Source organism: Agromyces sp. P1_H4 (assembly GCF_056405255.1).
In genome coordinates this window covers 1-6,824 of record NZ_JBFUCL010000203.1, presented here as the reverse complement: position 1 = coordinate 6,824, position 6,824 = coordinate 1, and the positions used below count along the sequence as shown (strand labels likewise).

The 6,824-nt window shown below is 69.6% G+C and carries 5 protein-coding genes and 1 pseudogene; 3 read left to right on the top strand and 3 right to left on the bottom strand.

All coding sequences use genetic code 11. The annotated features are described in order from the left end of the window. Window positions 1-17: 17 nt before the first annotated feature. Window positions 18-1,850: a glycoside hydrolase family 13 protein gene (locus AC1DY2_RS12640; RefSeq protein WP_476762748.1), complete on the bottom strand. Its 1,833-nt coding sequence runs from the start codon at window positions 1,848-1,850 to the stop codon at window positions 18-20. Window positions 1,851-2,123: 273 nt separating this feature from the next. Between AC1DY2_RS12640 and AC1DY2_RS12635 the strand changes: the two genes are divergently transcribed. The 3 genes from AC1DY2_RS12635 to AC1DY2_RS12625 all read left to right on the top strand — a co-directional run bounded on the left by AC1DY2_RS12635 (window position 2,124) and on the right by AC1DY2_RS12625 (window position 6,053). Continuing rightward, entirely contained in the window at window positions 2,124-3,353 is a 1,230-nt protein-coding gene (locus tag AC1DY2_RS12635) for a sugar ABC transporter substrate-binding protein (protein ID WP_476762747.1), read from the top strand. Window positions 3,354-3,432: 79 nt separating this feature from the next. Next, window positions 3,433-5,055, top strand: a complete 1,623-nt coding sequence (locus AC1DY2_RS12630; protein WP_476762746.1) for an ABC transporter permease subunit — start codon at window positions 3,433-3,435, stop codon at window positions 5,053-5,055. Then, a complete protein-coding gene (locus tag AC1DY2_RS12625) occupies window positions 5,055-6,053 on the top strand; it encodes a sugar ABC transporter permease (RefSeq protein WP_476762745.1) in 999 nt (332 codons plus the stop codon). The genes AC1DY2_RS12630 and AC1DY2_RS12625 overlap by 1 nt, the downstream gene beginning before the upstream one ends. A gap of 66 nt (window positions 6,054-6,119) precedes the next feature. On the opposite strand, the gene AC1DY2_RS12620 is transcribed toward AC1DY2_RS12625, so the two are convergent. Beyond that, a complete protein-coding gene (locus AC1DY2_RS12620; RefSeq protein WP_476762744.1) occupies window positions 6,120-6,437 on the bottom strand; it encodes a PAAR domain-containing protein in 318 nt (105 codons plus the stop codon). 12 nt (window positions 6,438-6,449) lie between these two features. Next, window positions 6,450-6,824 (bottom strand): annotated as a pseudogene (locus AC1DY2_RS12615) (hypothetical protein); the annotation flags it as partial.

The window sequence follows — 6,824 nt, the reverse complement described above, 5'->3', positions numbered from 1 at the left end:
GGGCTCGGTGTCGCGGGCTAGGCGCGGAGCCAGGCCGTCGTGTCGTGGGGGAGCGACCGGCCGTCGAGCGGGCCGCTCGCGAGCAGCACGTCGCCGGCGGGCAGCTCGACCGGCTCCGTGCCCGTGTTCGCCACGACGACGACGTCGCCGTTGCGCAGCGCGACCGCGGCCGCGGGGAAGCCGGGCAGCCACTCCACCGATCCGGCGCCGAGGTCGTGCTCGCGGCGCAGGCGCAGCGCGTCCTGGTAGAGCGTGAGCGTCGAGTCGGGCACGCCGCGCTGGAGGTCGCGCGCGAGCTCGCCCCACTGCGCGGGCTGCGGGAGCCACGGGTCGCCGTCGGGGCCGAAGCCGTAGGCGTGCGCGTCGGCCTCCCACGGGATGGGCACGCGGCATCCGTCACGGCCGTAGCGCTCGCCGTTCGTGCGGAACCACGTGGGGTCCTGACGCGCCGAGTCGGGCAGGTGGATGACCTCTGGGAGGCCGAGCTCCTCGCCCTGGTAGAGGTAGGACGAGCCGGGAAGGGCGAGCATCAGCGCGGTGGCGGCGCGGGCGCGACGCAGGCCGGTGGCGTACTCGGGCAGGCCCTTCGAGCGCGGGCCGAGCCCGTGGCCCTGCGGGTTCGCCTCGGTCACCGACAGGCGGGTGGCGTGCCGCACCACGTCGTGGTTGGAGAGCACCCACGTCGAGGGCGCCCCGACCGCGCCGAAGGCGGCGAGCGAGGCGTCGATGACCGTCCGCAACGCGGTCGCGTCGAACGGGGTCTCGAGGTAGGCGAAGTTGAACGCCTGGTGCATCTCGTCGGGGCGCACCCACTTGGCCACGCGGGGCAGCGGGTCCACCCACGCCTCGGCGGCGAGGATGCGCTCGCCGGGGTACTCGTCGAGGACCTCGCGCCAGTCGCGGTAAATCTCGTGCACGCCGTCCTGGCCCCAGTAGGGCGCGCCGTCGCCGGTGGCGTCGCTGATGGCGGGCTCGAGGGTGACGCCGGATGCCGCGGCGGCAGCCGCCCCGGCAGCCGAGCCGCCCGCAGCCGAGCCGCCGACCGATGCAGCAGCGCCACCGCCGACCGATGCGCCGACCCCAGCACTCGCGCCGATCCCGGCGCCGACGAGCTCGCCGGCCGTGTCGGCCGCCTCGACCGCGACGCCGCCGGCGCCGCCCCTGCTGCCGCCCTCGGCGGGCGGGGTGTAGTCGGGGAGGCCGTCGGCCTTGATCATGCCGTGCGCCACGTCGACGCGGAACCCGTCGACCCCGCGGTCGAGCCAGAAGCGCAGGATGCGGCGGAACTCCTCGCGCACCTCCTCGTTCGTCCAGTCGAAGTCGGGCTGCGAGCTGTCGAAGAGGTGCAGGTACCACTGGCCGGCGGTGCCGTCGGGCTCGACGACGCGCGTCCACGCGGGGCCGCCGAAGACCGACTCCCAGTTGTTGGGCGGCTCGTCGCCGGCCGGGCCCCGGCCGTCGCGGAAGAGGTAGCGGGCGCGCTCAGCGCTGCCGGCCGATGCGGCGAGGGCGGCCTGGAACCACTCGTGCTCGTCCGACGAGTGGTTGGGCACGAGGTCGATGATGACGCGGATGCCGCGGGCGTGCGCCTCGGCGAGCATCGCGTCGAAGTCGGCGAGCGTGCCGAACCGCGGGTCGACGTCGCAGTAGTCGGCGACGTCGTAGCCGGCGTCGCGCTGGGGCGACGTGTAGAAGGGCGAGAGCCAGATGGCGTCGATGCCGAGGTCCTGCAGGTCGCCGAGCCGGCTCGTGATGCCGGCGAGGTCGCCCATGCCGTCGCCGTTGGCGTCGGCGAAGGACCGGGGATAGATCTGGTAGATCGCGGCAGTGCGCCACCACTCGGAAGTCATGACGGAAACTGTACGTCATCTCGATACATCATGGAAACGCTTGCAGTACCAGCCGATCACAGAATGGTCACGAACCGGTATCGATGGGCCTGTCCGGGTTTGGTAATGAACGTCACGCAAGGTATACCTGTAATCGCTTGCACAAACGCGAGCACATTCATACGGAAGAACGGCCTTTCGGGCACGGTGCGCGGTTCCGGCAACGGAACGGGGAACACAGCTCCCTCACCAGGCGAAGGCGCCGACTCCACGCACACTGAGAAGGGCACACCAATGAGGGTGAACACGAAGAGCCTCCTCGCTGCCGGGGCCGTCGCGGTCGTCGCGACGCTCGGCCTGGCGAGCTGCTCGTCCGGCGACAGCGGTTCCGAGGGCGAGGCCTCGTCGAGCGGCACGCTGACCGTCTGGGTCGACGCCGAGCGCGTCGACGCGCTGAAGGGCGCGGCCGAGGCCTACACCGACAAGACCGGTGTCAAGGTCGACCTCGTCGGCAAGGACAACGCCGACATCAAGGACGACTTCATCCAGCAGGTCCCCACCGGCAAGGGCCCCGACATCACCATGGGCGCGCACGACTGGCTGGGCGAGCTCTCGACCAACGGCGTCGTGGCTCCGATCGAGCTCGGCGACTCCGCGGGCGACTACCTCCCCGTCGCGATCGACGCGTCGACCTACGAGGGCACCACCTACATGCTCCCCTACGCGGTGGAGAACATCGCGGTGCTGCGCAACGCCGACCTCATCCCCGAGCCGGCCACGAGCTTCGACGACATGATCGCCAAGGGCCAGGCCGCCGGCCTCACGCAGCCCTTCGTGGTCGAGCAGGGCGCCGAGGGCAACCCCTACCACCTGTACCCGTTCCAGACCGCATTCGGCTCGCCCGTCTTCGGCAGCGGCGCTGAGGGCTACGACCCTACCGACCTGCAGCTCGGCAACTCGGGCGGCGAGCAGTTCGCCACGTGGCTCGGCAGCCAGGGCAAGAACGGCACCGGCGTCTTCAACACCGACATCGACGGTGACATCGCCAAGCAGGCGTTCATCGACGGCACCGCCGCGTTCTGGCTCACCGGCCCGTGGAACGTGGGCTCGGCCATCGACGCCGGCGTCAACGTCGCCATCGACAGCGTGCCCAGCCCGACCGCCGACGTCGCCTCGCCGTTCGCCGGCGTGAAGGGCTTCTTCGTCTCCGCCGAGTCGAAGAACAAGGTCGCCGCGAACGACTTCCTCGTGAACTACATCGGCACCGAAGACGTGCAGCTGGAGCTCTTCGAGGCCGGTCACGTGCTGCCCGCCCTCTCGGCCGCCGCTGAGACCGCGTCCGAGGACCCGATCATCGCCGGCTTCGCCGCCGTCGGCAACGAGGCCGTCCCGATGCCCGCCATCCCCGCCATGGGTTCGGTGTGGCAGTACTGGGGCATCGCCGAGGCCGACATCATCAACGGTGCCGACCCGGTCGCGACGTGGCAGAAGCTGACGTCCGACGTCCAGGCCGCCATCAAGTAAGTACCGAGAGACTCCGGGTCGGATGCCGCTGCGGCATCCGGCCCGGAGCGTTCACGTTTCCGACGAGAAGAGCCGCAGGATGAGCACCACGATCGACGACGAGGTCGCAGCGGAGACGCCGCAGCAGCCGCCCACGAAGAAGCAGCGACGGGCCGCGGGCATCGCCGACGCGGCATCCGTCGGGGTGAAGATGCTCCTGCTGAAGATCGTGCTGCTCGGCATCGTCGATGCGGTCGCGCTCTACGCCCTGTTCGTGCTCGCGACGCACGACCAGTGGCTCATCGCCGCGATCGTGGCCCTCGTGGCCGTCGCGGTCAACTGGATCTACTTCTCGCGCCGCAAGCTCCCGGCGAAGTACCTCACGCCGGGCGTGATCTTCCTCGTGCTCTTCCAGGTGTTCGTGCTCGTCTACACGGGTTACATCGCGTTCACGAACTACGGCACCGGCCACAACGGCTCCAAGGAGCAGGCGGTCTCGTCGCTCATGGCCTCGTCGCTCGAGCGCGTCGAGGACTCGCCGGCCTACCCGATCACCGTGGTCGACCGCCTCGGCACGCTCGGCCTGCTCGCGACCGACCCCGACGGCGACGCCTACGTCGGCACCAACGACCAGCCGCTCGAGCCCATCGACGCCGAGATGGAGGGCGGCAAGGCCGTCGCCGCCGACGGCTGGACGTCGCTCAGCTTCGCCGACGTGCTCGCCCGCACCGACGAGATCACCGAGCTCGCCGTGCCGTTCTCCGATGACCCCAACGACGGCGCACTGCGCACGCCCGACGGGTCGAACGCCTACCAGTACGTCTCGACCCTCGAGTACGACGCCGACGCCGGCACGATGACGGATGTCACGACGAACACCGTCTACTCCGACATCGGCACGGGCGCGTTCACGTCCGAGGCCGGCGACGAGCTGCTGCCCGGCTGGCAGATCACCGTCGGCTTCGACAACTTCGTGCGCGCCGTGACCGACCCGCGCCTCGCGCAGCCGCTCGTCTACGTCACGCTCTGGACCTTCGCGTTCGCGCTCATCTCGGTGGCCTCGACGTTCTTCCTCGGGCTGTTCCTCGCGATCGTCTTCAACGACCTGCGCATGCGCGGCCGCCGCTGGTACCGGGTGGCGATGATCCTGCCCTACGCCATCCCGTCATTCCTGTCGGCGCTGATCTGGGCGGGCATGATGAACGAGAGCTTCGGCTTCATCAACCAGGTACTGCTCGGCGGCGCCGACGTGCCCTGGCTCACCGATCCATGGATGGCCAAGTTCTCGGTGCTCCTCGTGAACCTGTGGCTCGGCTTCCCCTACATGTTCCTCGTGTGCATGGGCGCGCTGCAGTCGATCCCCGACGAGCTGCAGGAGGCCGCCACGGTCGACGGCGCGAAGCCGTGGGCGGTGTTCCGGCTCATCAAGCTGCCGCTGCTGCTCGTGACGGTGGCGCCGCTGCTCATCGCGTCGTTCGCGTTCAACTTCAACAACTTCAACGTGATCTACATGCTCACCGACGGTGGTCCACGCGATTCGGACGCCCCGATCCCGGTGGGCTTCACGGACCTGCTGATCACCATGGTCTACAAGGTGGCGTTCACCGGGCAGTCGCGTGACTACGGCCTCGCGAGCGCCTACTCGATCATCATCTTCATCGTGGTCGCGATCATCTCCATCATCGCCTTCCGCCGCACCAAGTCCCTCGAGGAGCTGAACTGATGGCCACCAACGAGCAGCCGATCCCCGGCACGCAGACCGGGCTCATCGCGGGCGAGCTGGCCGAGGTGACGGATGCCTCGACGCGGGCGCACTCGACCGCCGGCGGCGCGGGTGGCACCGGCTACGACCTGCCCAAGCGGCCGTTCAACTTCGGTCGCTGGTTCCGGGCGACCGGATGGCGCCACGTCGTCGGCATCGTGATGGTGCTGTTCTCGCTGTTCCCGATCGTCTTCGTGATCTCGTCGTCGCTGAACCCGCAGGGAACGCTGACCGGGTCGAACGCGCTGTTCTCGAAGTTCGGGCTCGACAGCTACGTCCGGATCCTCACCGACCCCCAGGTGCCGTACCCGCAGTGGTTCGCGAACACGCTCCTCATCGCGTCCATCACCGCCATCGGCACGGTGCTCCTCGGCGGCCTCGCCGCGTACTCGTTCTCGCGCATGCGGTTCACGGGTCGCCGGTTCGGGCTCATCACGATCGTCATCGTGCAGATGTTCCCGCAGATGCTCGCCGTCGTCGCGATCTTCCTGCTCATGAGCGCGATCGCCGACTGGTTCCCCGCGATCGGCTTGAACACGCAGATCGGCCTGATCATGGTGTACCTCGGCGGCGCGCTCGGCGTGAACACGTTCCTCATGTACGGCTTCTTCAACACGATCCCGGCGTCGATCGACGAGGCGGCCAAGATCGACGGCGCGGGCCACGCCCGAATCTTCTTCACGATCATCCTGCGGCTCGCCGCGCCGATCCTCGCCGTCGTGGCCCTGCTGTCGTTCATCGGGTCGGTGAACGAGTTCATGGTGGCATCCGTGCTGCTCATCGACACCGAGAAGCAGACGCTCGCGGTGGGCCTCACGAAGCTCGTGTCGAACCCGCGCTACGCGGACTGGAGCGCGTTCTCGGCCGGTGCCGTCATGGCGGCGCTGCCCGTCGTCGCGCTGTTCCTCTGGCTGCAGAAGTACATCGTCGGCGGACTCACGGCGGGTGCCGYCAAGTAGGTCGATGCCTCGGATGCCGCGTGCAGGCGACTGCCGCGGCATCCGTTGCGCTCACCCGATCGGCGCTCACCCGCCGATGATCACCGTGGGAGCGCCGGGGCCGGGGGCGATCGGCTGACCGTGCATGCTGAGGTCGCCGACCCGCGCCGCGGGGAAGCCGCCGATGAGCACCGTCATGCTGCCCTGCGCGATGCCGTTCGGAGCGGGGGACACGCACACGATGCCGCCGGGCATCGCGTTGGCGACGGCGGCGGGCATGCCGCCGATCAGCACGGTCGGCACCGCGGCCGCGGGCGTGATCGGGCCGCCGACATGCGGCTTCGGGCCGTCGGAGAGGCCGCAGACCGCCGTATCGCCCGCGCGGAGGGCCGGACCGGTCGGCATGGCGGGTCCGCCTCAGCCCGTCGTCGTCACGACTTGCGCGGTGACGAGCACCGAGGCCGTGCACTGCCCGGGATTCGGCCCGGCGCCGCTCGCTGCCGCGCAGGTCATCGAGGCGAAGAGCTGGTCGCCGTCGGACAGTTGCACCGGCGTCACGAAGTGGAAGTCGAGGTCGCGGAAGTTCTCGAGCCCGCTCGTGAAGATCGGCGCGAGCACGTCCTGGTTCTCGAGCGTGATCGTTCCCGCGTCGCCGAACGGGTTGCTCACGAGGATGTCGGTGATGCGCAGCACCGAGTTCGGCGGCACCTCCCAGCGGTCGCTCTCGTCGGCAGCCCCGCCGGTCGGATCGACGAGCTCGAATCGGAGGTCGACATCGGCGCTCGTCGTCGT